Source organism: Palleronia sp. (assembly GCF_042089775.1).
GTDB lineage: Bacteria > Pseudomonadota > Alphaproteobacteria > Rhodobacterales > Rhodobacteraceae > Palleronia.
The window spans coordinates 1-2,889 of record NZ_JBELKF010000223.1 but is presented as its reverse complement, the minus strand read 5'-3'; the positions used below and the strand labels follow the sequence as shown (position 1 = coordinate 2,889).

Annotated in this window: 2 protein-coding genes; one reads left to right on the top strand and one right to left on the bottom strand. The window is 65.0% G+C overall.

Annotated elements, in window-relative coordinates; all coding sequences use genetic code 11:
• Positions 1–191 precede the first annotated feature (191 nt).
• Positions 192–1,538, bottom strand: a complete 1,347-nt coding sequence (locus ACFDS3_RS20280; protein ID WP_375264135.1) for a hypothetical protein — start codon at positions 1,536–1,538, stop codon at positions 192–194.
• 713 nt (positions 1,539–2,251) lie between these two features.
• Here ACFDS3_RS20280 and ACFDS3_RS20275 point away from each other — a divergent pair.
• Positions 2,252–2,749 carry a DotD/TraH family lipoprotein gene (locus ACFDS3_RS20275; RefSeq protein WP_375264134.1) on the top strand — a complete coding sequence of 166 codons (498 nt, stop codon included), beginning with the start codon at positions 2,252–2,254 and terminating at the stop codon, positions 2,747–2,749.
• The last annotated feature ends 140 nt before the right edge of the window (positions 2,750–2,889 follow it).

Sequence of the window (2,889 nt, the reverse complement as noted above, 5' to 3'; positions counted from 1 at the left end):
CAGGCTATCGAGCGCGTAGAGTCCATACATGGTCGTCTATCTCCGTTTTTCGCAAAGGGCTATCGCCCGTCTGATGTCCGGAGCGCTCTTGCTCCGCCGGGACCGAAACCCGGGCATCCCTGCCGCGAGATTAGCACCTCCCCGACTGTCCACCTACCGGTCGAAAACCGAAACCTGTGGATAGCCGGGGATCACCGCCGTTCGGGAACCGGCCCGACATCGACCTGCTTGAGCTGACCGCTCCAGACGGCGCGGATGGTCTCCACGCGTTTGGGGCAGGGGCGCGGTGCCCAGCCGTCCGGCGCACGGCCACCGCCGCCCTTCTTGCGACCCCGCTCGCCGTATCCCGAGAGCGTGGTGCGAGAGGTGTGGCCGGTGAGCGCCGCGACCTCCTCGAGGCGCTCCAGCGTGTTGCGCATCCGGTCGGCGAAGGCGTGGCGGAAGGAGTAGAGATTGATCTCGTCCTCTCCGCGCGACAGGGCGGGCTCTCGGCGGGCGACTTCCTTGAGCAGGTTGACCAGCCCGTTGCGCAGGCTGTCCCACCGGCGGCGGCTCATCTTGGCGTGCCGGATCTGGGAGGCGAAGGACAGCAATCCGAGGTCACGAACCGCATCCGTGTCGACGACCTGGAGCCGGAAATCGAGCCTCAGATCGGCGTTGGCGTTCGACCTCTTGGCGGTGTGGATGAGCAGCACGCAGGCCCCGCCATTCGACTGACGACGGCATGCATGTGCCGCGCGACCGAGATCCACCCCGAGATGACGTGCGGCATTCTCGACCGGGATCAGCAGGCCCCGGACGATCGCCTCGCCCGGATCCGAGAGGATCAGCGCGCGGTCCTCGGGGGAGAATTGATGCCGCGGATGGGGGCACATGCAGGAGAAGCTGAGCACCTCAACGGGGCGCATTCCGGTCATGAACATGGCCGCCACGAAGAGCCGCAGAAGACCCGGAGTGCTGAGCTTGTCCTGCAGCAGATCGGCGAGGGTCTCGATCGGATCCTCTTCGCTGAGGGCCGCTTCGAGAGCATGCCAATCGCTCCAGGTGAGGGCCTTGTGGTTGCGATTGACCACCCGATCGGACCGTCGCTTCTCGAAGCGGCAGACCCGTTCGAGCAGCTCGTCACCATCGAGGTCATGATCGTTCTGCTCGGCCATTCCACAGAGCTCGTCGATCAGGTCATCCGCCAGGCCGCAGATCTCGAGGCGGGTCCTTTGGAGCGACAGGCTGAGTTCGGTCAACTCCCTCGGCTCGGCATCGGCAATCCACCTGAACAGCGCGATGGACGGATACCACATGCCCGACCCGATCGCATCCTTGAGCGTCATCCGCGCAGAGGAGATCTCGAAGCGGATGGTGGACTTGGCCACGAGCTTCGAGCGGAGCGCGATCTGCTGCGGGATCATCGCGAGGGAAGGGGTCTCGCCGGTGAGTTCGCAGCGGTTCTCGATCCCGCGTGCGAGGCGTTCGAACGCGTTTAGATATTTCGAAAAACTTTGGTCAGAAAGGTTTTCGGAGTCGCTGGGAGCCTCGATCATGGCCTTCACCTATATTGTCGGGGCGCAAAACGCCGCTGTTCAGTTTTCACGCAAACGCTTTTCGCCGTCCACCTGTGGGAAACACTTGTCCACATGAACCCGCATCCCGGCTCCGCAGGAGGCCTGTTTCCCCCCATCGGAGCACGGAAAGGGGCATCCGCCGAGGGGCGCCCGACCCATCTCCGAGGCCTTCTCCGGGCCCACCTGCCGGACCGGGCAGCCGCACCTCTCCGCCCGGTCGCGGGGCGGGCGGAGGCGAGTGGCGGGGCTCGGGTGGGGACCGGATCGGGGCGACTGCGGGATATCGGACACGCAAGGGGCCGTGCCGGAACGGGGATGGGCATGCCCCCCGGAGAGGGTTGTCTTGTCTTGGGAAAAGGCCCCTCCGAAAGGTGGATCGGTCGGGACCCGGAAACGGGGTCTATGGGGGCGGAAAGGGCCGTTTTGGGGCCTTACCCCCCTTTGACGTTCGGTTAAAACACCCTCCATCCATATACTTATACGCAAATCGCGTGTCAAAATTGGACATGCAAACGCTTTGCGCGGTCTCGAGGCCCGCAGCCGGAGGGCACGGTGCCAGGCTGGGGGCCATGCCGGGTCCGGACCGGTCGCCTTGGTTTTCCACATGGTTGTCGAGCGCCGCTGGCTTCTCTTATTTTCGCAAACTCGGCCGGGTGGTAGCTTGACGAGGCACGAAACCAGAGGACAGTCAGATGAAGCATCGGGTCACGCCCTTCATGACCATCGTCGGCGCGCTCGCACTTCAGGCGTGTGCGATGCCGACCACGACGGAGGCGGTGCCGCCGATCGAGGAAATCGACAGCCAGATCGTCGAGGCCGTCGCCAGCTCCACCGCGGTGGACCGAGAGATTACCGAAGTGGAGATCGCCTCCTCGGTTCCGGTCCCGATGCGCACCGACAACGACCCCCAGGTCCCCGCCGGCGTGGTCCTGCCGCCCGACGCGGTCCAGCCGATCACGGTCGACTTCCAGGGGCCCATCGAGGAGTTCCTCGGCGCCATGGCGGTCCGGTCCGGGTATCTCTTCACCATCGCGGGCGACGCGCCTGCCAACCCGATCATGATCTCGATCACCTCGAATGACGAGCCGCTCTTCGGCGTGATCCGTCGCGCGGGCAACCTTGCCAACGGCGCGGCCGACATCGTGTTCAACCCCACCAAGAAGGCGATCGAGATCCGTTATGACGAATAAGAAAAGCCTCCTCGTTTCCGCTCCCCTCCTGCTTGCGATGTTGTCCGCCGCCGGCTGCGCCGATCTGGGCGCGGCGAGCTTCAGCGGCAAGGAGCTTCCGCCCGCCGAGATCGGCGGCGACGATGATCTGCGCGTCGGTC

Coding starts and splice junctions, on each gene's coding strand:
- ACFDS3_RS20280 (WP_375264135.1), bottom strand. CDS start 1,538: ATGATCGAGGCTCCCAGCGACTCCGAAAACCTTTCTGACCAAAGTTTT.
- ACFDS3_RS20275 (WP_375264134.1), top strand. CDS start 2,252: ATGAAGCATCGGGTCACGCCCTTCATGACCATCGTCGGCGCGCTCGCA.